Raw genomic sequence first — 25,181 nt, 5'->3', positions numbered from 1 at the left:
GTTTTTTTTGTGTGGTTCATCAAATCCGCTGAATTGGACATAGTAAAACAGACATCAACCACATAAAGTGAGGGAATCATCATGATTAGTATCCTATTAGGACTTGTTTTACTCATGCTTCTCGCCTACCTGGGCTGGTCCATCATCTGGATTGCCCCGCTCGTATCAGGATTTGTCGCTATTCTAAGCGGAATGGACATCCTCCCTGCCTATACCGACACGTACATGCAGGGATTCGTCGACTTTGCGAAAGACTACTTCCCCATCTTCCTATTCGGTGCGATTTTCGGAAAGCTGATGGAGGATACAGGGGCTGCCCAGTCAGTCGCTCATAAAATATCCAGTGTCATTGGGAAAAAACGTGCCATACTGGGGATGCTGCTGTCGGCTGCTATCTTAACCTACGGCGGTGTCAGTCTGTTCGTCGTCGTTTTCGCTGTTTATCCTCTCGCTGTAGCGATGTTCAGAGAAGCGAATGTTTCAAGAAAGCTGATCCCGTCCACCTTCGTTCTCGGCGCTTTCACATTTACGATGACCGCTGTTCCGGGTACACCACAGATTCAGAACATCATCCCGATCAATACATTCGAAACCAATACGATGGCAGCACCGATCCTGGGCATCGTCGCCGCCTTAATCATGGCTGTCGGCGGATACTTTTATTTAAAATTCCGCGAAGGCCGGCTGACTAAAAATGATGAGACCTTTACAGAGCCTGAAGGGGATAACCAGGTGAAAAGTGTCAACGAGGAAGAACTTCCAAACTGGATTCTATCCACCATCCCCCTCATTGCAGTCGTAGCAACGTTGAATATATTTGATTTGAATATCCTGACCGCCCTGCTCATCGGGATCCTGCTGATTATGGCGTTTAACTGGAAAGATTATAAGGACTTTATCAAAGCTATTAACGGTGGTGCCTCCGGCTCGGTTATGGCGACCATCAATACGAGTGCGGCTGTTGGTTTCGGGACAGTCGTTACCGCTTCCCCCGGATTTGATACAGTGAAAGACCTTATTTTCAGTATTCCACTCAGCCCTTATTTTTCAGAAGCTTTCGCTGTCCAGCTGTTAGCGATGATCACCGGCTCTGCTTCCGGTGGTATGGGAATCGCTTTGGAAGCGCTCGGTCAGGAGTATTATGATATAGCTGTGAATCAGGGACTCAGCCTGGAAGCCTTCCACAGAATTACCTCTGTAGCTTCAGGCGCTTCCATCCTTCCTCACAACGGGGCACTGCTGACTTTATTCACAGTTACCGGCCTGACCCATAAGGATTCCTACAAAGACGTATTTGTAGTGGGCTTGGTCATTCCAATGATTGCAACCATAGCCATCATCCTGCTGGCAATGATGGGAATCAATTAACCCGGCTGCCGCAGACGTCTCCAAATGATCATATAGAAAAAAGGGAGGAACTTCTCATATTTAGAAGTTCCTCCCTTTTTTCATCTAAGTCATTTAAAAACCCTGCACAAGGGACAAGGTTTTCCTTTATGGATTTATTGAACGGTATACCCACCGTCAATGACTGCAGCCTGACCAGTAATGCTTTTCGCTTTGTCACTGACAAGGAAAATGGCGTAGTCAGCAACCTCCTGTACCTGGAGGAGACGTTTCTGCGGGACCAGTGGATAGATGACTTCTTCCAAGGCTTTTTCTTTCTTAATGTTCCGTGTGTTCGCCAGGTCCTCCAACTGATTCTGAACAAGCGGCGTATCCACATAGCCCGGGCAGATGGCATTGACGGTAATGCCGTCATCAGCTCCCTCCAGAGCCGTCACTTTCGTCAGTCCGATGACCCCGTGCTTGGCACTGTTGTACCCCGCTTTACCGGCAAACCCAATTAAACCGTTGATGGAGGCCATATTCAAGACACGTCCGTACCCTTGCTTTTTCATATGAGGGAAGGCGTGCTTGATTCCGAAAAATGGGCCTTTGAGCATAATATCAAGAATCAATGCAAACTTCTCAGATGGAAAATCCTCCACTGGAGCCACGTGCTGAATCCCGGCATTATTGACAAGAATGTCGATACTGCCGAATTTACTGACCGTCTCTTCAATCGCATTTTTCACATCTTCTTCTTTCGCCACGTTGGCGACAACACCTTCGACAGTAAAGCCTTGAGAACGAAGTTCCTCGACCGATTTGTCCAATGTCTCCTGATTAATGTCATTTAACATAACTTTGGCACCAGCTTTTGCAAATTCCGTAGCAATTTCCAAACCGATGCCTTGTCCTGATCCTGTAATTAAGGCAGATTTTCCTTCTAACACGATAATTCCTCCTTCTAGGTTCATCACTCCTTACCTTTCCCACTTTTCCGGAAAAATGCACAAAAAACTCAGCCTTTGAAAGGCTGAGTTTTTTCTTCAGTATAGTTTTCCCTGGCGGTACATAATGTTGGACAATTTCATAACGGAGTGGATATAGCAGTTTTGACGAAGCGGGAACGGGTCTCCGAAGAACTGCGGAAGAATCGTATCCATCGTATGTTTCATTTTATCGAAAAGCCGTTCAAATACTTCGTCTTCGTTCATGAAACGCGCCTCTCTTCCCTGTACCCATTCATAGAAGGAAACGATCACACCACCGGCATTGGCAAGGATATCCGGAATAATTAAGACACCATTGTCCGCCAAGTGCTTATCTGCTTCCTCTGTTATAGGTCCGTTGGCTCCTTCAACAATAATTTCCGCCTGGATATCCTTCATATTGCCTTCGTGAATCTGATCTTCCAGCGCAGCAAGGAACAGGACGTCGACATCCATGGTAAGCAGTTCATCCCGATCTCTGATTTCCGCTTGAATTTCGTGCTCCTCCAGCTGCTGATCTTCGGTTGGAAGGTCTCCATCGTTTTGATTCGTGAATTCCACAAGTGCTTCAATATCCAACCCTTCACGGTTGTAAAGCATGACGTTTGCATCGCTTACAGCGACCACTTTGTTGTTTAAGTAATCACATTTCCTTGATTCAAGCGCGGCGACAGATCCCAGATTTCCGAAGCCCTGGACAGCCATTTTCAATTCTTTATCGGCATGATCCAGAGCCGTTTTGGCAAATATATTATCCGTTCCTTCCAGCCAGTCCTTATTATTCTTCAAGAAGTCATGCAGCATATAGCGGAACGTAAAGTAGACACCTTTTCCTGTTGATTCCCGGCGTCCCAGCGATCCACCATTCACAATGCTTTTTCCTGTAAAACTGTTGCGGTAAGGTTCTCCCGGATGAAGCGCCTTGAACTCCCCCATCATCCAGTCCATTTCCCGTTCTCCCGTTCCTACGTCAGGAGCTGGAATATCCTTATCAGGCCCCAGGATATCGTTAAAATACTGGACATATTTTTTACAGATCAGGTTCAGTTCCTTCACGCTGTAATCTTTCGGATTGATTCCGACGCCGCCTTTTCCTCCGCCGAACGGCAGCTCATGGAGGGCATTTTTCAACGTCATCAGCTTAGCGAGATTGGCCACTTCGTCTTCATGGACCGATTCATGGAAGCGGATCCCGCCTTTATATGGGCCTACCGTATCGCTGTGCTGAATACGAAATGCTGGAATACGAACGATCTGACCGTCCTCCATGGGTACTCTTAAGTATGATTTATGCACGTGATTCGGCGTGGACAGAAGGGCCACCAGCGATTTATACGCCTGCTCCCTTGACTGGTACTTCAGGTCCGGTAGAAAATCTTCATCTTCCATAACTGCTTTCAGTGACTCTTCGATGATTGATTGTTGTCTCTGCATACGTAAAGCCTCCGATCTAATGATAAGGTCCTGTGCTGATTTTCACTCACTAAATTACCCATACCCTAATTTTTCCACGTGAAACGTTTCCTAACCATTAAAAAAGCTCCCTAAATAAGGGAGCTTTTGGCTGTAGAAAAAGCCTGTGTGAACCAATTAGAGTTGTCCATTTGTCGTGTGAAGGGTCACAATCCGCTTTTTGGTAGATGAATGCCGAGGGCATGCCCTCAGCTGACATGGTCAGGAAGATCGCCTGCCCAAGTGGATCTTCGGCCCGTGCTGTTCCCGCAGGCACCACCACCGAACGCTCCTCGTGCCGACGTTAGAATATAGAGGAGAGAGAGACTGCCCACTAAGCAGGTGCGCAGATTCAAAAGAACGGCATGGACTGCGCTGGGTGAAGGAGAGTCTTTTTCGATGTTAAAGAACTCCCAAGGAGCGGCGCCCCTTCCACTCCTGCGGAAGAACGAGTGGTCCGAGATCGCCGAGCGTGGGTTTTGCGAGGAAGCTCGGGCGCTCGTCCGCGGAAAGGGAAGGGGGGTTCGCTCCTGGCGGCAAGAAAGAAAAAAGCTTGTAAAGAAACAGAAGTTTCTCTACAAGCTGAAGCTCCCTGAATAAGGGAGCTTTTTGTTCAACCTAAAATATTATATCCAGAATCTACATAAACGATTTCGCCGGTTACTCCACGGGAGAGATGACTCATCATGGCCAGCGTCATATCGCCGACCTCTTCCTGTGTCACATTTTTTCTAAGCGGAGACGTTGCTTCAATCTTGCTGAGAATTTCATTGAAACTTGGTACACCTTTCGCCGCGAGCGTACGGACAGCTCCCGCAGAAATCGCATTTACACGGACCTGCTGCTGTCCCATATCTTCAGCAAGGTATCGTACAGCCGCTTCAAGGGAAGCTTTTGCTACACCCATCACGTTGTACCCTTTCACCAAGCGCTCCGCACCAAGATAGCTCATAGCTATCAATGAACCGCCTTCTGTCATATACGGCCGCGCCGCTTTGGCTACCGCTATGAAGGAATAAGCACTCGTATCATGAGCGAAGGCAAAGCCGTCGCGGGACGTTTCGATAAAATCGCCTTTCAAGTCTTCCGCATGGGCAAAGGCAATGGAGTGACAGACACCGTGGATCACACCTGCCTGCTCCCCGATTTTCGCAAAGGCCTCCTGAATGCTCTCATCATTGTTTACATCACACTGAACAACAGCTTTCGCCTCGACGCCTTCTTCTTCAAGAAGCTTCTGCAGTTTTGTATAGCTGCGGTCTTTTCTATATGTAAAAATGACATTCGCTCCTGCCTTGTAGAGGGACCTCGCTACGCCCCAGGCAAGGCTACGCTTATTGGCTACACCCATCACGACGATGTTCTTATCTTTCAACTGTAAAATGTCTTCCATAATTACCTCCAGTGAATCTTTTCTCGACTACTTATCTTACCATATTTATTCGCCGGGCTCCTCTAATTCTACATGAGCAAATCTTCCACCTAAAGAGGTAAAACGAAGGCCCGGGGTGACGGCCAGCGGTTGGATGAAACAGGGACCATCATAGACAAAGCTATGGAATTCCCCATGTTCCCCGCATAGATCCACCTCTTCAGGAAGAGCATCCAGAAAATCCATGTCGAACGTCCTTCCAGCATATTCTGCAGGCAGAACGTCGGTATCCACGGTCGTCACGATGCTTTTAAAGCCAAGCTGGATCAAAGTCTCTACTGTTTGTTTTGCCGGCTGTTTCCACAAAGGAAATATTCCTTCCATCCCTATTTTATCCATGAGCTGCAGGCGGTAATCTCTGATATCCTCAAGAAAAAGATCGGCGTAGACGATAGCAGAGACACCTTCTTTCCTCAGCTGCTCCGCTTGTCGTCCTAACGCCTGCTCGTACTGCTCATTGGAGGCCTCTTCCGGAAGTTCCACCTCGTATAAGGGCAGCTGCAGTGCCTTACCCTGGCTCCTCATCCATTCCGTTTTCACTTCATGGACCGGAAGCCTCTTCCTTTCCGCAGAAATGGTTGAGATCAGCCCTTTTACAGTATAGGCAGGGTCATTCAACATCAGATATAAGGCAAGAGCAGAATCCTTCCCGCCGCTCCATGATACAACCACACGTTCCGTCATTGTGCTCCCCCTATCTCCGTTTTCTTCCATTCCAGTAAGCCCCGTCTTCCATGTGGACAAAAGGCAGTTCTGTATCCACTTCTCCATAAATCATCGTCCGTGCTTCATCTTTACCTGCAAGCCAATGATGAAAGTCCAATTCCACCGGCTCCTGATCCCCCCCTAAGGCAAACCATGCCTTTCCTTCCTTTGGGAGGTAGCCGGCTGTATGAATCGTGCCAGCCCATTGGTCATAGAGATCAGAAAATACACCGCCGGCTGTATCATTCATCAGACGGAAAGCATCGTAAGCCTGGGAAAGCTGTTCACGTCCGGTCTGGATAGCCTCCATCCGCCGTTTAGAATCCACCAAATGGTTCCGGTTTTCCTCTACCATGATTTCAAAATGGTTGGTACACACATCCGCTTCCCTGACAGCCGTTCCACGCGGAGAAGCTTCCACAACATACGTACGTCCGCTCGGATCAAAGACCGTGTAGCTGAACGAATGACGATGGGGGATTTCTTTCAGCATCGCCACGGCTTCCTCTACATCCGCACAGGTTTCAAGGATGATTCTTCCAATCATACAGCAGATAAACCCATCTCCCGGCCGCTTCCGATGCATAAAGTTATAGCCGAGAACGAGTCCCTTTTCATTCATTCCATCCATACGGCCGGTAATTCTCTGCGTCGGGCCGATCGTGCTGTATCCCTGGTCTTCCGGTTGAAACAAGGCGTAACGCCCCTCATACGTTTTCGGCATATAATCATAATTACGGATAAAATACCCATCCCCTGTCATGATGGAACAGCCGCTTCGTTTATAGTCGACCCGGTAGCCGCCGAATTCCATCATCACTCGTTCCATCGGCCACTCCAGGGCATCCCTGAGCCCCAGAAGTTCATCCCAAATGCCCGGAGCAAAGCGGGTAATCGCCTCCTTCACTTCTGATTCTTCTACTGTAAAACGCGGGATACGTACCTTCCACTGTTTTTCCCGGTTTTTTATCGTCATCGAATTTTTCAGCTGCTTCCCCTGAAAATATCCATAATCATAATGGGAGCCTCGAAATTGTATCACCCTGCTGTATACCTGCTTCATCATCTGACCCTCTCTTTTTCTGAATTAGCTTCATTCTACTATGTCTTCCTGCATCAGAAAAGACATCCATATTCTGCCACAACCAGGAATAAATGCGCCATTCATATAGTTTTTCGACGATTTTTTTGATACGCTAATGATTGTAACAAATGATAGAAAACGTTTACGAAAAGGGAACGCAGGGGATTTGAATTTGTGAAGGTGGTGGAACAAAAGTGAAAAAAGTTGTCATTTTAGGTGGGGGATACGGCGGCATGAATGCTCTTCACGGGCTGCTTGACGGCGTAAGGGATGATGTACACATCACCGTTATCGACCGAAACCCATACCACTCATTGAAAACAGAGTTTTATACCATTGCTGCAGGCACGGAATCCGACCGACATGCCCGTGTAGACTTTCCAGAGCATGAGCAGGTGGATTACGTTTTTGATGAAATCGAAAACATTGATGTCGAAGCCGAGCACGTCCGCGTGAAAGGCGGCCTTGAGCCTGTTCCCTATGATTATCTTCTCATTGGACTCGGGTGTGAGGATAACTACCACGGCATCGAAGGGGCGCAGCAATTTACAGAAAGTGTCCAGACGTTCTCCAAAGCCCGCAGTGCCGGCTATTCCATTAATAACCTCGGAGCATACGGCAAGATTACCGTTGTAGGTGCCGGGCTGAGTGGCATTGAGGTCGCTTCTGAGGTACGTGAAAGCCGGCCGGATTTGAACATCCGCCTGCTTGACCGGGGCTCTTCTGTATTGAAAGCTTTTGATTCAAAGATTCAGGAATATGTGGAGAAATGGTTCAATGACAATGGTGTCGAGGTTATCCACCATGCCAATGTGGAGTACGTCGAACAAGACGGGGTCTGCAACAACGGTCTTTGCTATATCAATGATGTCACAGTATGGACCGCTGGTGTACGTCCGAATTTCCTCGTACGAGAGCTTCCTTTTGAAAAAGATGATCAGGAAAAAGTCATCATTAACGATTTCTACCAGGTACCCTCTCATCAAAATGTCTATGTCGTAGGAGACTGTGCGTCCTCCGAGTACTCTCCAAGTGCACAGCTGGCCGGCCAGCAAGGCGAAAAAGTCGCAGATGTCCTTCGTGCCGTTCTCCAGGACCGCGTACCGGAACGTCCCGGCGACGTCAAACTGAAGGGGTCCCTCGGGTCGCTTGGAAAAAACGACGGATTCGGCAATATGCTCCAAAAGCCGATGACCGGTGTCCTTCCCCGTCTTGCCAAGTCAGGAGTCTTGTGGCTGAGCAAACGCCATTAAAAAGAGATCGATCACAAGGTGTGATCGATCTCTTTTTTTATACATAAGATTTCTCAAGCAGGCCGCCAAAATAACGGGCAAGCTCCAGCATGCCGTAAGTACCGGCCGCAGCCTCGGCATCAGAATTGTAATTCGTGTTTGTATTAACGTCGTAGGTGTAAAGGTTTCCTTCAGCATCCTGAATCGCTTCGATTCCTGCAACCTGAACGTTGTTCTCTTTTAAAAATGCCTCATAATGATCGACAATGTCCGGACGATAATTTTTCAGAATCTCAAACTTTGCTTTTGGTGCTTCCGCTTGTTGATCTGTCGGGCAGTAAAGGTCTTCGATGGTGCAGGCATCAGCCGGGCATAACTCGAAGCCTTCTGATGTATCCACTTTCACCCCGTAGACAAACTTCCCACCGACAAATTCATGGCGGACGATGTAAGGTTCGGGAGCTTCGATATACTGTTGAATCAGCGTTATTCCATCGACCGGTTCCTCAAAGGACGGGCCGTCGATATATTCTCTCAAAGCTTCAGTCGAATGAAACAATTGGACCCCCTGACCTTTTCCAGCACGGTTATGCTTTGTGATGAAAGAGGACTGATCAAGCTTGCGGGCCGCTTCAAGGATGTTGTATCTGCCCACGGCTGTGATGGTTTTCGGTGTTTGAATACCTGCCTGATTCAAAGCCATGTACTGATTGACTTTACTTACCTCAAGACGCAGCGCACGGCTGCCGTTGATCACCGTCCGGCCGTGGCGCTCCAGCCATGCAAGGACAGCCTCAGTATATTCCGGTGCAAAACGGTGGTTTCTCGTATGAGACGATGCACTGATCCTGTTATAAAAAATGCCTTCCGGAGGCTCGCTTGTCAGATCAAGCGTCCCTTGATCCAGATGCCATAGTTCGTAGGGAAGATTCAATTCTTCCAGCCGTTCCGTCAAGTGGCCGGTCCATTCGTCGTTTTCATGAAGTACATATATTTTACTCATGCCAGGACTCCTTTCATTTCGATACTTTCTTTATTTTATCATAAAATCCCGATAAAGTTACTAGGATATGATCCATCCAACGCCCTTTTTATCGGCCCTCCAAAAAACAGGATATCCATAGACAAAAAACACCCTCCACGATGGAGGGTGTTGAGGTCAACTTGCTTTCGTTGTAAGGACACGCTGCTGTTTCTGCATTTTGTTTTTGATCACCTGCCACACGAACCATGTGAAGACGGCTGTCCAGATGACGGCGCCTAATATCATGGATGTGGAGTAAGCAAGGCCGAATCCTTCCGGCGCATAAAAGATGTAGGTACTGACCACCGCAGTCATAAACAGCGCCGGCACACTGCAGATCCAATGGAATTTCGCCTGCTTCATCAAATACATGGCTCCCGTCCAAAGCATGACGGTGGCCACCACTTGGTTCGACCAGCCGACATAACGCCAAAGAAAGCTGTAATCCATCTGTGTAAGCATGAAGGTTGGAATAGCGACAGGTACAGCAAGGAGAATCGACGCCCATTTTCCATTCCATTCTTTATTCGTAAACCCTTTGAGAAGATCCACCAACATCATTCGGGACGACCGAAGCGCTGTATCCCCTGTCGTAATCGGAAGGATGATAACACCGAGAACGGCAAGAATACCACCGAGAGTTCCGAGCGTAGATGTACTGATTTCGTTGACCACGCCGGCTGGTCCACCTGCGTCAAGGGCCGTTTGAAGCTCACCTGTGCCCCCAAAGAAAGCCATTCCAGCTGCAGCCCAGATCAAGGCAATGATGCCTTCGGCAATCATTGCGCCATAAAACACTTTTCTTCCTTCGCTTTCTTTTTTCAACGTCCGGGCAAGAATCGGGCTCTGAGTACTATGAAACCCTGAAATGGCACCACAGGAAACGGTAACCATCAGCAGCGGCCAGATTGGAAGCTCCTGAGGATGAAGGTTCTCTACGGTCAGGTTTGGAACCGGGTTATCAAAGAAGAACAATCCAATCCCGATACTGACTGCCATAAAGATAAGAATCGCCCCGAAAATCGGGTACACTTTTCCGATAATTTTATTGATTGGAAGAACAGTTGCTACCAGAAAATAAGCAAAAATAAGCAGGATACATGTAAAGAAACCAAGCGGTGTAACCTCTGCCATCAGCTGAGCCGGTCCTGCAGTAAATGCCGCGGCAACCAGCACCATCAAACCAATCGATAGAATATTAATGACGACACGCGCAGGGCTTCCAAGATATTTCCCTACAAGGCCGGGGAACTGCTCACCTTTATGGCGAAGAGACATCATTCCAGAGAAGTAATCATGGACTGCTCCTCCGAAAATTGATCCAATAACAATCCATATAAATGCAACGGGCCCGTAAAGAGCACCCATAACAGCACCAAAAATCGGTCCAAGCCCAGCGATATTGAGGAGCTGGATCAAACTCGCTTTCCACCAGCTCATAGGCATGTAGTCAAATCCGTCATTCTGTTCATAGGCCGGTGTCGTCTTTTTGTCATTGATGACAAAAATGCGTTCGACCACCTTTCCATAAACCAAATAACCGAGAATAAGTAAAGCAACAGATGCGATAAATGTGACCATCGCTGAGCCTCCTTCCAAATGAGAATATAAAAAGTATTCTAGCCGCTTCTTTGTCGAATAACAACCCATTTTCTGAATATTTATTTTTTTATTCTTTTTTTTCTTGAAGTAAAGCGTTTGCACCTTGAAACCATACAAAAAGAGCCTTCTGCTCGATGCAGAAGGCTCTTTTTATGTATGAAACCTGCCACCCTGTAGGAATGGTTAAGTTTCCCGCAGTCGTAATGATCGCAGGGCGGCATTACTGATAATTTAACACAACACGTCGAAAGCATCAAACCATGCAGCTCTTCGTATGTAAAAAGGCTCACTGGTTTGAGCAGTGAAAGCTGTCCTCATTTCCAAAACGATTCAGAAGGTCGTCCAGATCCTGGGAAATGCGCAGCAGTTCCGGATCCTCCGGATTTTTATTATATATGTCATACATGTGTTTTCTTAATTCTTCAATCTGCTTTTCAAGTCTTTCTTTATACGACATGCCCTCAACTCCTTCCTCAATCATTTTCCCCGTTTCCAAAAGCCTAAACCGCAAAAAGGGGGATCCGTTCCTTTTAAAGAACGAAGGACCCATGTTAACTGCCGGCTGATAACGCTATGTCCAAAGAAAGAAACGTGGTAAACTTTAGCCACATACATAAAAGGAGGCAGAACCATGTTCCAAACGATTTCCACTACCCAGGCACCCGGTGCCATCGGACCCTACTCCCAGGCGGTTGACCTTGGCAGCCTTGTTTTTCTTTCCGGCCAGATCCCTCTGGACCCAGACACGATGGAATTTGTATCCGATGACGTCACCGAACAGACCCATCAGGTTATGAAAAACTTGAAGGCCGTTCTGAAGGAAGCCGGTCTCGATTTTTCCCATGTAGCTAAAATGAATATCTACCTTGCTTCCATGGATGACTTTGCTGCTGTGAATGACGTATATGCAGGCTATTTGAAAGAACCTTATCCTGCACGCGCCGCCGTTGAAGTCAGCAGGCTGCCTAAAGGAGCCAGGGTAGAAATTGAAGCCGTAGCTGTTCGAAAATAGCCAAAAACAGAGCCTGTATTCCGGCTCTGTTTTTTTAGTCTTCATCTTTAACATCAGGATCTTCCGGAATAGGGCTGTTCAAATACTCCTGAATCAATTCCCTGTAGTGTTCCATCTGCTCCAAATGCTTGGAGAATTGATGTTTATTGATCAGCCACTGCTCTCCATCATGGACCGTTTTAATTTTATTATGATGAATCAGATACTCGATATAGTCATCAGGAAGCTCCAGGTATGCAGCAGTTTCCTTTACAGTCATATACATAGGACGCCCCCTTTCTCTCCCCTATTTTAACATGATTTCCACCACGAGCCGGTTTCTTTTTTTCCCACATCGGGAAATACTTTTCTAAGCAATCATAAGTTAAAGAAGGAGTGAACAAAAAAAGATGGCTTCTACATTTACATCCTCAAGCAATACAGATGCTCAACAAACCAAGGAGGATATAAAACCATGGATCCGCCGGCTGGCCCGATTCGGTTTTATGGCCAAGGGAACGGTATACATGCTGATCGGCCTCCTGACTTTCATGGCGGTCATCGGTGTCGGGGGCGGAAAGACGACCGGAACATCAGGGATGTTCCGTACCGTGGCTCAAGTAGCTTTTGGTGAAATCCTGTTATGGGGTGTGGCCATCGGTCTTCTCGGCTACATTATCTGGCGTTTGATCGAAGCCGTTCTTGATCCGGCCAATAAAGGCAGTGACGCAAAAGGGATCATCACCCGGATTGGGTATGTCGTAGCTGCTGTCATTTATGGTGGTATTGCCTACAATGCAGTGAAAATCGCTATGAATGCAGGCTCAAGCGGGGGAAGCACGGAGAAAACCATGTCCGCGCAATTATTATCCCAGCCCTTTGGTCAATGGCTCGTCGGAACTATCGGTATCATTACGATCGGGTATGCCGTCTACGAATTTTACCAAGGATCCACAGGACGTTTTATGAAATCTTTCAACCATGGTGATATGGACAAGCATCGACGGAAAGTAGCTGAAACGAGTGGACGCTTCGGTTTATCTGCCCGGGGAGTCGTCCTTGGCTTGATTGGGTTTTTCTTCATCAGGACCGCTGTGACGTCCAACCCTGATCAGGCTAAAGGCATGGACGGTGCTCTTTCTGAAATATCCCAGCAGCCCTTTGGACAGGTCCTTCTCGGTATTGCTGGATTGGGACTGATGCTGTACGGCATCTATCAAATCGTCCGTGGGCGTTACACACGCATGAACTTCGGCGCAAAATGATTGCTTCAGACTTGATGTATGACGTTCGCGGTTGTGCTATACTAAGCCTACGAATGACATCAGGAGGACGTTATGCTTACATTTGAAGAAAAAGTTGCAATCATTGAAGAGTTTTCAGAATTAGACCGGAAAGATGTCTCGCTTGGACGAGTGAATTTCCACTATGAGGACAGCCTTTATGATAAGAAAATCATTGTATACCGCCTTCATCCAAATGGTAACGGCTTTGTCTATGCCGGTGAAATCGAAGGCGCAGACACGGATGAGCGCGGCATGATCAATATTAAAGACTACAGCGCCGATGCTTTGAAAGATTTAATCAAAGAGGCGATTGACTCCCTTTCCTTATCCCCGGCTGAAAAAAATCCGGTTATGGAAGAATGGCTGAACGATCGCGATCAGGCATTAATTTTATTAAGAGAAGAAGACGGCTACAACGTCTATGCTGATGAAACATTGGAAGGGGCATTCAACTCCTACCAGGAAGCAGCGTCTTTCCTTGAACAGGAAGGATTCAGCCGTCTTTAAAAAAGAGCCCTCCCAGGCTCTTTTTTTTGGTTCTGCTGATCCAGTCTGCATAAGCTGTAACAAAGGAGGTCTGCGTCATGCAGCATTACTTCAGGCGGCAGGCAGAAACGGCAGTTGTTACAGCTTTTGCTCACGGAGACGTCAACGGAGACTCCATCACCGACTATGTGTACTTGACCGGGTATCAGTCTACGGACAGTCCGTACGTAACCGGCATTACGCTCATTATCCAGGACGGGCGCACCCAGCAGTTTTACAGTATTCCCCTCATTACAAACACTGGATATCAACCGCGGCTGTTTTTAGGTGATTTCACGGGTAATGGCATCGATAATATTTTAATCAGCATGGACTCAGGCGGAAGCGGCGGATTTGGTTATTACTATGTCTATGCATTCTTAAACAATCAGCCTTCTCTTCTATTTAATTATGAGACCTTCGATTCTTTATTTACGTATACCGTCACTTACCAAAATGATTATAAAGTGAACGTGACGAATGAGACACTCGCCCTGTCTTTTATCATTGACCTGAGTAACCGCAGTGAGGACTATCTTTCCGAAATCTATGCCGATGACGGGACACTGCTGACCCCGATCCAAGGATCAGTATCCGGACTCAATCAGTTATATCCCGTCGACTTCAACGGTGATGGTGTATATGAATTATTCGCATTCCAACGAGTCATCGGACGGTATAATGCCGATGGTCTCGGTCTCATCCAAACGCCCCTTTCCTGGAATGGGCAGCAGTTCACCCCTTTTTCCAATCAACAGTACCTCGCCGTTTCCGGACAGTCATCCGAGTAAAATAAGTGTAGAATCAAATGCTCAGACTGGGAAATTTTAAGTTATAGAACGATGAAAAAGGGTATAGGTACAATAATGCTTATCGGAAGGAGACCAAAAATGGACAGTTTAAACCAAAGACTCGCGCAATACTTTGAAGATAACCAGACAAAACTTGTCAGTGAACTGCTTCCCGCAACATTGGACCAATTAGAAATCGACTATACCGATCAGGAATTGACTTATCACTTCGATATGCTGTCCCTGCTTCTTGATCGTGTGGCGAGAAGTCTTCTGCAGCATCCAGAGGAAACCAACGCCGCCGAAATCGGTTATGATACGAATAATTACCTCTATTCCCAGGGGGTGCTTCTCAAACAGACCGTAGATGTCCTTTGCGTTTTCCGCCTCTCCTTGATGAAGCACATGAGGAAGTCAGACATGATCAAGGAAGCGAAGGTGGAAGAAGGCTTTCTCGTCACCGAAGAAGTCGTGACTGCCTTTGATGCAGCGATTCGTGCCACCACAGATAACTATAATAAATTGAAAGAACAAGAACATGAGAAAATCGAGAAGGATTTAAATGAAGTATCGACTCCCGTGGTGCTTATTGATGAATTTCAGGCTGTGCTGCCCCTGGTGGGAGAATTCTCACCGGACCGTTTTGAAGTCGTTAAAGATCATACCCTTCATAAAGTGAAAGAATACAACCTGAGGCTATTGTTCATTGATTTCTCAGGAATCGCCACGTTTGATGATGTATTCATTCATGACTTATTCAATCTAACGAAAACCATCAAACTGCTCGGTACGAGGACCGTTCTGACCGGCATCCGGACAGAAATGGCTATGGCTGCCATCGATTCAGAAATCAGCTTCAAAGAGCTGGAAACCTACAATGATTTGAAACAGGCACTGCTGACCGTCAATCAAAACGGATAACAAGCTTCATTTGAATATGCCCATTGACCTATTCCCACTTTCCTACATAACCAATGGTCAATTTCAATTAAGAAAAGCATCAAGCCAGGGCTTGATGCTTTTTCAAATGCTTTACTTCTGATTTGCGTGAGAACGTGGAAACCTGAACAGAATAGCAAGGATTCCAGATAACGCCAGTAGAATGGGATAAAAGGCGAACGGTACAATACTGACGGGCGATATACTCGCTACACTGGCAGCAGATAAAATCTGCGCCCCATACGGAATCAATCCCTGCACAGAGCTTGAGAAGATATCAAGCACACTCGCCGATCTTTTAGGGTCAATCCCGAACCGTGATGAAATTTGTTTAGCAAGCGGACCCGCCGTAATAATAGAGATCGTATTGTTCGCTGTCGACACGTTCACAGCGGCAACAAGACCGGCGATGCTGAATTCACCGCCACGGCTGGAGCGGGCACGACTGCTGATTTTTTCTAATAGGAAATCGATTCCACCATTTCTGCGGATCAGCTCAACCAGACCTCCGAGAAGGATAACGAGCAGAGAAAGCTCCTGCATTCCGGCAAAGCCATCCCCAATGAGAGTGATGAGTTCCATTCCTGAGAAATCCCCCATCAGAAGGCCGATCAGCCCGGCTGAGATCACTCCTCCCATTAAGACGAAGATGACATTAATCCCCATCACCGCAAATACGAGTACTCCAAGATAAGGAAGAACTTTGATGATTTCAAAGCTTTGATCTCCTTGGGTACTCCCGGATGCACCAGCGGTCAGCACACCATATATAACAGCTGTGACAATGGCTGCTGGAAGGACGATGAGGAAGTTGGCACGAAATTTGTCCTTCATCTTCGTTCCCTGGGTACGGACAGCCGCGATTGTCGTATCAGAGATAATCGATAAGTTATCCCCGAACATCGCCCCGCTGATGAGCGCTCCCAGAGTTAATGGAAGGGCCGAACCTGTCTGATCCGCAATACCGACTCCAATCGGCGCCAGCGCGACAATCGTTCCCACAGATGTCCCCATGGAAATGGAGATAAAACACGCAATAAGAAACAGGCCGACAATAAGCAGCTGACCAGGCAGCACCGCCAATCCGAGGTTAACCGTCGAATCTACGGCTCCCATCCCTTCAGCGACAGTGGAAAAGGCTCCGGCAAGCAGAAAGATAACGACCATCAAAATAATATTGGAATGCCCGCCTCCTTCTGTAAACTGCTGCAGTTTTGTCTGGAAATCCGTTTTTCTATTCATAAACAGGGCTGTTAAAATCGCTGCAAAAATAGCGACAAGCACCGGCATTTGGTAGAAATCTCCGGTCCATATCCCAGACCCGATAAAAAGGACAATAAAGACGAGAAAAGGAATTAAGGCTAAGCCATTTCCCTTGATATTATTTTCTTTTTCCATACATGCTCCTTCTTTCTTCAAGATTAGAATCCTTTCATACTCTACCCTAATTTCCGCGTGGATATCAAGCATCAGCAACATTCCAGCCGCAGAGAAGGATAACTTTTTTATAACATTGAAGGATAAAAGCTTTAAAGGCCCCCTGAAAATGAAACAAAGAGCCGAAACCTATGAATGTAATGACCTCCCCTATTGAAATAAAAGGCGCCGCTGATATTCAGCGGCGCCTCTTTTTATGAACAGCGTATTTAGAAGAAGAAGAGATGAGCCATCAATGCGGCCACAGGCAGCGTGATGACGGTCCGCTGCAGGAAAATGATGAACAGTTCAAAGAAGTTGATCGGAATTTTAGATTTGATTAACAGAATGCCAATTTCCGACATGTAGATCAACTGCGTAAGAGACATGACTCCGATTATGAAACGGGTCAGCTCTGATTCAATCCCGCTCCCTACAACAGCCGGAAGGAACATGTCGGCAAACCCGACGATCATCGCAGGAGCTGCGGCTGATGCTTCCGGAATCTGGAGCAGCTGCAGCAGAGGAAGAAATGGATAGGATAAATACGTGAAGACAGGTGTGAATTCCGCAGCTACCAGCGCAACCGTTCCAAGAGCCATAACCAATGGAATCAATCCAAGCCAGATATCCAGTACATTATAAACCCCTTTTTTCACAACCGTTCCAGCACTTTTCACTTGATTGGCTTTTTCCACCGCTTTTTCCAATCCCCATCTGAATGAAGAAACTCCCTCCGGAACGACTTCATCAATCTGTTTGCCGACCGGCCCGTAGTACGTTTCTTCTTTTCTCGACAGGGGAGGAATACGCGGGCAAATGACCGCGGCTACTATACCACAGACGACGACTGTAAAGTAAAAGGCAACAAATCTGTGATCGATATTCAGGAATTTGGCGATCACTAAACTGAAGGCAATGGAAGCAATGGAAAAGTTCGTGGCCACCACAGAAGCTTCACGTTTAGAATAATATCCTCCCTCATACTGCTGGGTCGTCAATAGAACCCCGACAGTCCCGCTTCCCATCCAGGAAGCCATCGCATCGACCGAAGACCGGCCCGGAAGCTTAAACAAGGGATGCATGACTTTCCGCACCACAGTACCGATAAAGTCCATCAGTCCAAATTCCAAGAGCAGCGGCATAAACAGGCTGGCGAACAAAAACCAGACCATCAATACAGGGATCAGATCGTTCAATACGACACCGCCGGTCAAATCCGACTGAATCACCGCCGGCCCCGTCTGTGTGAGAGTCAAAACGGCAAAAACGGCCCCAAGGAAACGGAAGGCCATCCAAAGCGGTCCTACATCAAATAATTGAAACAAGAAGGCCTCCGGTTTTCTCTTTTCCACGGGAACGAATTTCACGAAGAACGTTCCGAGTGTCGATAAGGCGATGACCCCTGTCATAAAAGCTGGAATATAAGCAGCAATGGCCCCTTGAAGTCCGTCCGCGAGAATTCCGAGCCCGATCGTTACTTTACCATTAATAGAAATAGGTACGAGAAATAATAGAATCCCGATGATAGAAGGAAGGATGAATTTCATCCACTGCTTCGTTGTATAAGCAGATGCTCCTGCTGTCTCTTTCGTTTTTGCCTGTTGTAGTTCCATTCTTCTTCCTCCTCCGACATTTTTATAAGTATAAGTGCATAAATAAACATTTCTGATATTAAGTAACTATACAATCTATCGAATAAAAATTCAATAGGTGTTTGATATCTCTGAAACTCTCGACCTGTTTAGAGGACAGCATAAAGAAAAGCCTGGAAACGGGTTCCAGGCTTTTCTTTATTTAGAATAATATAATTGATAGGTTTGATAACTGTGCTTCAAAATGACTTTGATAACTGTATACGTTGGTACCGCTATAATCATTCCTACCACTCCGTATAAAGGAGCAGCGACAACAAGGAGCAGAATGACGGTGAGCGGATGAATATTCAGCTTCTCTCCAAAAACATACGGGGCTACAAGATTTCCTTCGAGCTGCTGCACAACAACGAATATGATGACAACGTAAAACGCCATGGATGGCTCCTGCATCAGGGCCACTCCGATAGCAGGTACTGCCCCGATGACAGGACCTACAAAAGGAACGATGCAGGCGAACGCTGTAAAGAGTCCGAGAATAAGAGCAAAATCAAGACCGATGATGACATATCCGATATAGGTGAGCACTCCGTCAATCGCCGCCACCGTTACCTGTCCGACGATATAGGAAGAAACGGTTTTATCTATATCTTTCAGCAGCTTTTCTCCCCGGGGCTTCAGTTTCTCAGAGAGCCCTTTCTTTAAGAAAGGCAGAAGCCGGTCCCCATCCTTCAGTAGAAAGAATAAGACGAACGGCACGATAACAAGCACGGAGGCTGCCCCGGCAATGGTTGAGAAAATGTCTGACATATGACTACCGATCTGCTGGGTCAGTCCGCCGAAGTATTCCGTCACCCTTTGCTGGATATTCGCTCCGGATACCATCCCCATGTCATTCTTCTCTAAAGTGTCCGAGGCTTCTTCCGCGGTCTTTTTCACCTTGTCAGGGAGATGGGATATATTGTTGATTTGTTTTTGAATCGTTTCATACAGGGCCCGGCCGGCCGCATATAACACCCCGCCAATTGCAGCAAACACCAGCAGGATCGCTGCCGGTTTAGGAAGATAACGCGTCCGGCTTAAAACGTTGACTACAGGCCGGAGTATGTAAAAGAGAAAACCGGCGATCAGCAGTGGATAAAACAGCGTACTGAAAATAGTCTTTACCGGATCTAGAAAATCCAGCTTTTCAAGAAAGTAAACGAGAATTAAAAATAATACGGCCCCTGTCACATATTTAAAATATGGATGCTTGATCCACATAGATATCACTGTCCTTTTTTCTTGTCCTATTCACCTTTTCCCCCTCTGATAAACAGAGATGATTATAATCTTATAGAAAAAAGCAGGAACAACCGGTGCCTGCAGCATTTCATGAATCCAGCAGCCACAAAAGCCATCTTCCCCACCGACTTTCTTCATTTTAATGGAATAAGATAAAAGATTCGGGAAGGTGACACGTATAATGGAACATCTTCTCACACTCTGAAAAAAATTATGTTAGATTTTCTAACATAAAGAGTGACAATTATGACAATTCCTATTAGACTGATTATAACTTAAACAAAAAATGGAATCCGAACGGGAGTGATGTATAATGTCCCACCACTTGCGAGCGGCCGTTGACCAAATGAAAGAATACTATATTCAAAAGTTGATTGAAGCCGGCATCTATCAGGCTGCTGATGAAATACTCTACACCCTCACCTTGACTGAACTGGAAACGCTTGTAGAACGATTGAACCGTCCTTAGCCGCCAAGGAGGAGAATGTATGTCGTATAAGCATAAAAAGGTTATTTCTATCGGGACGGTCAATGAACTGACCGGGCTTTCCCTGAGACAGATCCGTTATTATGAAGAACGCGGACTCATTTACCCGGAGCGTACCAAACGCGGAACGCGCAAATACTCTTTTTCCGATGTAGAAATTCTTCTACAGATTGCCGATAAACGCGAGGAAGGTGTGCAGACTTATGAAATCAGGAAGGATCTGCAGAAAACGAAAAAAGGCAAAGTGATGGAACGAATGCTGCGCGGACAATTGAATGCGCACTTCAAGATGAACAAATAACACTGCAGGCAGTCCCGGACACCCCTAGGTCCCGGGGCTTTTTTTCTGCACAAAAAAAACCGCCCTCCTTTTATGGGCGGCTTTCCATGTCAAAATATAATGGATAATGAAGGCTGCAGCGTTCATTGAACCTGTGGCTGCAGGAAGAACAGCTCGATGTATTCATATATTCTTGAATCGTCATCTCATATCCGCAGTTTCCGCAGAGAACCGCCCGCTGGTTCCATTGTTCCCGGGGCCACCGGGACGGCTTGTGACCGGCATGTTCTTCGTGGCAGGACCAGCAGGCATAGTACGTTCCACAGCAGTGGAATTTCAAAGCGATGATATCGATATCGCTGTGGTAATGGACGCATCGTGTCTGAGCGTCCACTTGAGTTCCTTTAACATCATGCATCGTATCCTCTCCTTCCCTTTATCTTATCACGTGAAGAAATCAGATCAGGCATCTTTATAAAAAGGATAAAGTATGAACAGAACAATGAGAAGAAAGCCTACACTCAACACCCCATACCATTGAAATTTCTCCCACAAGGTGCCCACGGCTGTACTTCCGATGGCCACTCCGAGATAGTAGCTGATCAAATAAAACCCTGACGCTCCGCTCCGGTGATGGGTGGCTGTTTTGCTGACAAGCGCGGAAGCCATCGAGTGAGCCACAAAAAATCCCATGCACAAAAGCGACAGTCCAACCATGATGCTCCAACCTTCTCTTACAGCAGTAAGAGCTGTCCCTATCAGGAAAATCACTACACCGGAGAACATAACCTTCTTCAACCCGGCCTGATCCGAGATCCTGCCCGCAGCTGGAGGAGCGAGCACACCGAAAAGGTAGGCAAAGTACGTGAAGGCAATCCATTTCAACGGCCAGTCGAACGGGTCTCCCTCAAGATAAAAAGGCAGATACGTCCAAACCGCCGTAAAAACAATCTGCATCAAAATGCCAAGGAGAAACAGCACAAGCAGCGGCCCACTTTTTAAATGGATCAGCATGCCCTTTAAATCCACTACAAGATTTTGTTCGGCTTTTTCAAAGAAACGCTCCTTAGGAAAAAGCCAGAGAAACAGGACGGCAGCCAGTACTCCAAAAGCCGAAAACGACCAAAGGGTCATCTGCCAGTTAAATAAGTCAGTCAAGTAACCGCCGATGACACGTCCTCCCATGCCTCCCAGGGCATTACTGGAAATATACAAGGTCATCGCAAGACCGATATGCCTGTATGACACTTCCTCTCCCAGATACCCCATGGCAGCCGCTGGGATACCAGCCAGGAAGAACCCTTGTATAAAACGGAGCGTCACCATCCATTCAAATTCCGGCATGATCGGGATGAGGACCAAACTGAGAGCTGTGAAAAGGAGAGACCCCCGCATCACAAGCGCCCGTCCGTATCGATCCGCAGCAAAACCAAGAATGAACAGACCGAAAACCATAGCCGTAACACAGACCGACATCAACAAACTGGATTGTGTAGCTGTAATATCCAGTTCCGATGTAAAAACCGGAAGCAGCGGCTGAAAGACATAAAGGGTTGAAAATATAGACAAGGAAGCGAGCATCAGCGCGATGGTCACACGCCAGAAACCCGCTTCTGATGGTGTATAAGGTTGATGCTGTGCAGCAGTCGCTTCCATGACATCCACTTCTTTCTATGAGTTAAAACGTTCCGGAAAAGAGGCCAGGTCCAGATCCCATACCATTGGGAGATAGAAATAGATAGCCAGAGTGATCAGAACAACAGCAACGATATTCAAAAGAAACCCAGCCTTCGCCATATCAGGAATGCGCAGATACCCCGACCCAAAAACAACGGCGTTGGGAGGTGTAGCGACAGGCAGCATGAACGCACAGCTGGCCGCCATGCCTGCAGCAATCATTAAACTGTACGGATGGACAGAAATCGCACTGGCCAGAGAAGCCATAATCGGAAACATCATCGTGGCCGTCGCTGTATTGGACGTAATCTCTGTCAGGAAAATCACCATAGCTGTGACAATGACGATAATCACCAGCAGATTGACACCGTCCAGCACGGTCAGCTGGGTCCCGATCCACTCCGCCAGACCGGTTTCCTGAAATCCTGAGGCAATGGCAAGGCCCGCCCCGAACAAAAGGAGTATCCCCCATGGCAGCCCTTTTGCTGTATCCCAGTCAAGCAGATAATCCCCTTTTCTGTTCGACGAAGGAATGAGGAACAACAGCACAGCAGCTGTCATGGCAATCATCGTATCGTTGATATTTTCGTTGATTTGAGCGAGAAAAAAGGAACGGGAAATCCAGGCGGCCGCTGTAAGCGTAAAAACAGTCATGACGATTTTTTCCTCGGATGACATCGCCCCCAGCTCTTTCCTTTCCTTGTTGATCACCTTGCGTCCGCCCGGCAGTTCCTTAATTTTCATCGGGTAGGCGATCTTTACTAAGTAAAACCACGTTAAAGCGATGAAAATAACCGAAACAGGGGCACCAAAAGCCATCCAGCCGGCAAAGCTGATCTCAATATTGTACGTCTGCTCCACGATTCCTTTGAAAATCGTATTCGGGGGTGTCCCGATCAGAGTTGCCAGTCCACCGATGGAAGCACTATAAGCGACACCAAGCATGACGGCTTTCCCGAAGTTAAAATTACTGTGATCCACGGTTTCTCCCTGTTTTTTCAGTTGTTCAGAAGCCTGATAGATGACAGCCATACCGATCGGCACCATCATCATCGCTGTGGCTGTGTTGGATATCCAGGCGGACAACAGCCCGGTCGCAACCATAAACCCGAGAACAATCTGTTCTGTACTGGTCCCGACCGCATTAATAATGAACAGGGCAATTCGTTTATGAAGGTTCCATTTCTGCATGGATAATGCAATAAGGAAGCCGCCCATAAAAAGAAAAATCGTATTGTCACCATAAGAGGAAGCTGTCGTTCCCCCATCAAGCCCTCCCGTAATCGGAAAAAGGACAAGGGGAAGCAGGGATGTCGCCGGAATGGGTACAGCCTCGGTAATCCACCATGTTGCAATCCAAAGGGTGCTGGCAAGAACCGCCACCGCGCTGGAGGACAATCCATCCGCCTCCAGAAATAACAGCGTGATCACAAACAAAAGCGGCCCAAGTACCAGTCCGATTTTCTGTCTCCTATCAAAAGCTGGTCCAGGGTCTTCCTCGCTGGAGGCCGACGGTGCATCTGCACTTCCTGTGGAACCTGCCCCCCCTGAGGCGAATGTCAGCAGCTCCTTCGCTTCCCGATGAAGCACCCACATCCGATTCCATACGTTTTTAAGTAAAGCTGTTTGACTCATGACCTTCCCCTCTTTCCCGCACATTTTTTGTCAAATATGTATGAATATTTACAAATTTTATCACAAGGTACCCTTGAATGTAAAAATAACGCTTACAAAGAAAAGAACTCCTGCCCCAATCATCTACTTCTGAGGCAGGAGATTCCATTATTTATATAGGAGGTAATCTTCTCTTAAATCATTGAAGTCTTCCAGGTCTTCTTCCCACTCTTCCTGGATATCTTCCACCGATCTGCCGTTTTCGACGGCGTCACGCACCCAGCCATTCCCAATCAAATAATCAAAAAAGGAAATACCCGAGCTGTTCTCTGCTCGGAAAGCAAAATCATCCGGATACAGATCATGAATGGTCTTTACGAGTGTCAGACCTGTTTCCACTGCTTTGTATTCATCCCGGTCGGTCACATGAATCTGCACGCCATGAGATAATTCTCCAGCATGCTTGGAAAAGGATGGGGTAAAGGAAGCGGCACGGAACATTACACCAGGCAGATGATTGGCGTTCATGGCCGCAGCCAGTTCCGTACTGTTTATGAATGGCGCTCCGATCAGCTCGAACGGCCGGGTCGTGCCCCGCCCTTCCGATACGTTCGTCCCTTCGATCAATGCCGCTCCCGGATACACGTAGGCAGTGTCCACCGTCGGCATATTCGGTGATGGAGCAACAAAGGAAAGACCTGTATCGTCATAGTCCATCTTGCGCTTCCACCCTTTCATTTGCACTACTTCCAAGTCAGCACCGATGTCATATTCCTCGTTGAAAAGCAACGCCAGCTCCCCGACTGTCATGCCGTGACGAAGCGGGACAGGGTAATTCCCTACAAACGATTGATAATTCATATCCAGCACCGGCCCCTCCACCGTGTCACCGCTGATCGGGTTGGGACGATCCAGGACAATGAAAGGAATGTCATTTTCCTGTGCCGCTTCCATTGCATAGGCCATCGTATAAATGTACGTATAGAAGCGTGTGCCTACATCCTGGATATCAAACATCAGCACATCAATATCTTCCAGCATCTCAGGAGTCGGCTTCCGGGTCTCCCCATATAAGCTGTAGACAGGAAGACCGGTCTGTTCGTCTGTGTAAAACTTAACATATTCCCCGGCCTGAGCACTCCCTCTTACTCCATGCTCCGGGCCATAGAGAGCCGTCAAATCGACATCCTCATCCTTATGGAGCAGGTCGACAATGCTGTTCAATTCCTTATCCACACCTGTCGGATTCGTAATCAGGCCGACTTTTTTCCCTTCAATCAGGTCTTTTTTATCATCAAGCAGGACTTCCACACCAAGCTTAAGGGCTTTTCCATTTTTATAATGTCCTTTATGCTTCCCATTGCTTCCATTGTGATCCGCCATCACAACAGAAAATGTCGTCCAAGTCATGATCAACACAAGTGCTGCAGCCAGCCATTTTTTCAAA

25 protein-coding genes are annotated in these 25,181 nt (G+C 47.2%); 9 read left to right on the top strand and 16 right to left on the bottom strand.

Annotation, left to right across the window (positions count from 1 at the left end; translation table 11 throughout):
- The first annotated feature begins 81 nt into the window (after positions 1-81).
- Positions 82-1,368 carry a GntP family permease gene (locus QMA39_RS15010; RefSeq protein WP_027956230.1) on the top strand — a complete coding sequence of 429 codons (1,287 nt, stop codon included), beginning with the start codon at positions 82-84 and terminating at the stop codon, positions 1,366-1,368.
- A gap of 134 nt (positions 1,369-1,502) precedes the next feature.
- Here the strand turns inward: QMA39_RS15010 and QMA39_RS15005 are convergent, their stop codons facing one another.
- The 5 genes from QMA39_RS15005 to QMA39_RS14985 form a co-directional block, all read right to left on the bottom strand.
- Positions 1,503-2,279, bottom strand: coding sequence for a 3-hydroxybutyrate dehydrogenase (locus tag QMA39_RS15005; protein WP_281659212.1), 777 nt, complete (start codon positions 2,277-2,279; stop codon positions 1,503-1,505).
- 96 nt (positions 2,280-2,375) lie between these two features.
- Positions 2,376-3,752, bottom strand: a complete 1,377-nt coding sequence (locus QMA39_RS15000; protein WP_206934090.1) for a Glu/Leu/Phe/Val dehydrogenase — start codon at positions 3,750-3,752, stop codon at positions 2,376-2,378.
- 631 nt (positions 3,753-4,383) lie between these two features.
- Entirely contained in the window at positions 4,384-5,163 is a 780-nt protein-coding gene (gene fabI, locus QMA39_RS14995; RefSeq protein ID WP_242520369.1) for an enoyl-ACP reductase FabI, read from the bottom strand.
- Between the two features lie 45 nt (positions 5,164-5,208).
- Positions 5,209-5,886 (bottom strand): hypothetical protein, encoded by a 678-nt coding sequence (locus QMA39_RS14990; RefSeq protein WP_206934086.1) that lies wholly within the window; start codon positions 5,884-5,886, stop codon positions 5,209-5,211.
- A gap of 10 nt (positions 5,887-5,896) precedes the next feature.
- Entirely contained in the window at positions 5,897-6,970 is a 1,074-nt protein-coding gene (locus QMA39_RS14985; RefSeq protein WP_206934349.1) for a C45 family peptidase, read from the bottom strand.
- Positions 6,971-7,185: 215 nt separating this feature from the next.
- Here QMA39_RS14985 and QMA39_RS14980 point away from each other — a divergent pair, with 215 nt between their 5' ends.
- Positions 7,186-8,244 carry an NAD(P)/FAD-dependent oxidoreductase gene (locus QMA39_RS14980; RefSeq protein ID WP_027956237.1) on the top strand — a complete coding sequence of 353 codons (1,059 nt, stop codon included), beginning with the start codon at positions 7,186-7,188 and terminating at the stop codon, positions 8,242-8,244.
- Positions 8,245-8,281: 37 nt separating this feature from the next.
- Here QMA39_RS14980 and QMA39_RS14975 read toward each other — a convergent pair whose 3' ends face one another.
- From QMA39_RS14975 to QMA39_RS14965, 3 genes are all read right to left on the bottom strand, one after another.
- The gene (locus QMA39_RS14975; RefSeq protein WP_281659211.1) at positions 8,282-9,226 is read right to left on the bottom strand and encodes an alpha-L-glutamate ligase; all 945 of its coding nucleotides are present in this window, start codon (positions 9,224-9,226) and stop codon (positions 8,282-8,284) included.
- Positions 9,227-9,382: 156 nt separating this feature from the next.
- Positions 9,383-10,828, bottom strand: coding sequence for a carbon starvation CstA family protein (locus QMA39_RS14970; protein ID WP_281659210.1), 1,446 nt, complete (start codon positions 10,826-10,828; stop codon positions 9,383-9,385).
- Positions 10,829-11,135: 307 nt separating this feature from the next.
- Positions 11,136-11,306 carry an aspartyl-phosphate phosphatase Spo0E family protein gene (locus QMA39_RS14965; RefSeq protein ID WP_084163195.1) on the bottom strand — a complete coding sequence of 57 codons (171 nt, stop codon included), beginning with the start codon at positions 11,304-11,306 and terminating at the stop codon, positions 11,136-11,138.
- A gap of 174 nt (positions 11,307-11,480) precedes the next feature.
- On the opposite strand from QMA39_RS14965, the gene QMA39_RS14960 reads away from it, so the two are divergent.
- Positions 11,481-11,861, top strand: coding sequence for a RidA family protein (locus QMA39_RS14960; protein ID WP_206934081.1), 381 nt, complete (start codon positions 11,481-11,483; stop codon positions 11,859-11,861).
- 34 nt (positions 11,862-11,895) lie between these two features.
- Here QMA39_RS14960 and QMA39_RS14955 read toward each other — a convergent pair whose 3' ends face one another.
- On the bottom strand, positions 11,896-12,126 hold the full coding sequence (locus QMA39_RS14955; protein ID WP_027956241.1) for an excisionase family DNA-binding protein: 231 nt from the start codon (positions 12,124-12,126) through the stop codon (positions 11,896-11,898).
- A 124-nt stretch (positions 12,127-12,250) separates the two neighbouring features.
- Between QMA39_RS14955 and QMA39_RS14950 the strand changes: the two genes are divergently transcribed.
- The 4 genes from QMA39_RS14950 (at position 12,251) to QMA39_RS14935 (ending at position 15,363) form a co-directional block, all read left to right on the top strand.
- On the top strand, positions 12,251-13,105 hold the full coding sequence (locus QMA39_RS14950) for a DUF1206 domain-containing protein (protein ID WP_281659209.1): 855 nt from the start codon (positions 12,251-12,253) through the stop codon (positions 13,103-13,105).
- A 72-nt stretch (positions 13,106-13,177) separates the two neighbouring features.
- Positions 13,178-13,633, top strand: coding sequence for a hypothetical protein (locus QMA39_RS14945; protein ID WP_206934077.1), 456 nt, complete (start codon positions 13,178-13,180; stop codon positions 13,631-13,633).
- A gap of 77 nt (positions 13,634-13,710) precedes the next feature.
- Positions 13,711-14,442, top strand: coding sequence for a VCBS repeat-containing protein (locus QMA39_RS14940; RefSeq protein WP_206934074.1), 732 nt, complete (start codon positions 13,711-13,713; stop codon positions 14,440-14,442).
- Between the two features lie 99 nt (positions 14,443-14,541).
- On the top strand, positions 14,542-15,363 hold the full coding sequence (locus tag QMA39_RS14935; protein WP_281659208.1) for an STAS domain-containing protein: 822 nt from the start codon (positions 14,542-14,544) through the stop codon (positions 15,361-15,363).
- Positions 15,364-15,474: 111 nt separating this feature from the next.
- Here QMA39_RS14935 and QMA39_RS14930 read toward each other — a convergent pair whose 3' ends face one another.
- The 3 genes from QMA39_RS14930 to QMA39_RS14920 all read right to left on the bottom strand — a co-directional run bounded on the left by QMA39_RS14930 (position 15,475) and on the right by QMA39_RS14920 (position 19,655).
- Positions 15,475-16,779, bottom strand: a complete 1,305-nt coding sequence (locus QMA39_RS14930; protein ID WP_027956246.1) for a Na+/H+ antiporter NhaC family protein — start codon at positions 16,777-16,779, stop codon at positions 15,475-15,477.
- A gap of 248 nt (positions 16,780-17,027) precedes the next feature.
- Complete coding sequence (locus QMA39_RS14925; protein ID WP_281659207.1) at positions 17,028-18,413, bottom strand: YjiH family protein; 1,386 nt, start codon at positions 18,411-18,413, stop codon at positions 17,028-17,030.
- 177 nt (positions 18,414-18,590) lie between these two features.
- Positions 18,591-19,655: an AI-2E family transporter gene (locus QMA39_RS14920; protein WP_281659206.1), complete on the bottom strand. Its 1,065-nt coding sequence runs from the start codon at positions 19,653-19,655 to the stop codon at positions 18,591-18,593.
- Between the two features lie 334 nt (positions 19,656-19,989).
- On the opposite strand from QMA39_RS14920, the gene fbpA reads away from it, so the two are divergent.
- Positions 19,990-20,145: a Fur-regulated basic protein FbpA gene (gene fbpA, locus QMA39_RS14915; protein ID WP_084163197.1), complete on the top strand. Its 156-nt coding sequence runs from the start codon at positions 19,990-19,992 to the stop codon at positions 20,143-20,145.
- Between the two features lie 19 nt (positions 20,146-20,164).
- The gene (locus tag QMA39_RS14910) at positions 20,165-20,464 is read left to right on the top strand and encodes a MerR family transcriptional regulator (protein ID WP_027956249.1); all 300 of its coding nucleotides are present in this window, start codon (positions 20,165-20,167) and stop codon (positions 20,462-20,464) included.
- Positions 20,465-20,534: 70 nt separating this feature from the next.
- Here QMA39_RS14910 and QMA39_RS14905 read toward each other — a convergent pair whose 3' ends face one another.
- From QMA39_RS14905 to QMA39_RS14890, 4 genes are all read right to left on the bottom strand, one after another.
- Positions 20,535-20,861: a CHY zinc finger protein gene (locus tag QMA39_RS14905; RefSeq protein ID WP_027956250.1), complete on the bottom strand. Its 327-nt coding sequence runs from the start codon at positions 20,859-20,861 to the stop codon at positions 20,535-20,537.
- A gap of 44 nt (positions 20,862-20,905) precedes the next feature.
- Positions 20,906-22,099 (bottom strand): MFS transporter, encoded by a 1,194-nt coding sequence (locus tag QMA39_RS14900; protein ID WP_027956251.1) that lies wholly within the window; start codon positions 22,097-22,099, stop codon positions 20,906-20,908.
- Between the two features lie 15 nt (positions 22,100-22,114).
- Entirely contained in the window at positions 22,115-23,755 is a 1,641-nt protein-coding gene (locus tag QMA39_RS14895) for a DASS family sodium-coupled anion symporter (protein ID WP_281659205.1), read from the bottom strand.
- Positions 23,756-23,902: 147 nt separating this feature from the next.
- A complete protein-coding gene (locus tag QMA39_RS14890) occupies positions 23,903-25,180 on the bottom strand; it encodes a DUF1343 domain-containing protein (protein ID WP_281659204.1) in 1,278 nt (425 codons plus the stop codon).
- Between the last annotated feature and the right edge of the window lies 1 nt (position 25,181).

Source organism: Halobacillus sp. Cin3 (genome assembly GCF_947311855.1).
Lineage (GTDB): Bacteria > Bacillota > Bacilli > Bacillales > Halobacillaceae > Halobacillus > Halobacillus kuroshimensis.
The sequence above is the reverse complement of the archived record's forward strand: the minus strand, read 5'-3'. Positions and strand labels throughout refer to the sequence as shown.